Origin of the sequence: Metasolibacillus meyeri (assembly GCF_003049505.1) — a bacterium.
Lineage (GTDB): Bacteria > Bacillota > Bacilli > Bacillales_A > Planococcaceae > Metasolibacillus > Metasolibacillus meyeri.
Genome location: NZ_PYWN01000233.1, coordinates 1 through 632 on the forward strand (window position 1 = coordinate 1; position 632 = coordinate 632).

The window sequence follows — 632 nt, forward strand, 5'->3', positions numbered from 1 at the left end:
AGTGCTACGTTAACGAAGGAGCGAATGGTCGGTCTCACGTTGGAGGAACAGCAGGCGTTGGAAAGTCTGTTGTTAAAAGAACAATATGTAAAAGAAATATTAAATAAATTAAAGGAAGGGGATTTACAAATTGCAAGCGAGCAACTGGCGTATATTCAGCAGTATGAAAAATACGTCGAATTGAAGCCAATTCCCTATCTCAATATAAGTCATTTAAAAATAGAGGAGCGTAAAGCACAAACACTTCTTGAACAGCATCTACCTTATTCAGAGGAACGTACACCCTTTCATACAGCCTTATTCACCAAGCAACTATTCCAAATTTTATTCAGCCCATTCACGGCCTTTTTCTTTGTGTTGATTTTTTGTTATATCTATACATTTGATCGAGGAAATCGGGCATTTGATTTCCTTAAAATCAATTCCTTGTCTAATGGCGCCATTTACTATGGTTATATGCTGACTTTCGTACTCATGGTGCTGTTATATATCGTGCTCGTCTGCTGTTTAGCTATGTTACCACCATTATTAATGGGCAATAGCGCTACTCTATTTTATCCATTAGAAGTCGCTGTGCATACTGAAATTGTGTGGGTACCTGTATGGAAATGGCTCGTGTTCATTCCGATTGG

General features: G+C 38.3%; 1 protein-coding gene. It reads left to right on the forward strand.

The window, feature by feature from the left end:
- Positions 1 to 632: hypothetical protein (locus C9J34_RS22245; protein WP_193769137.1), on the forward strand; the 632-nt coding region annotated here is incomplete at both ends.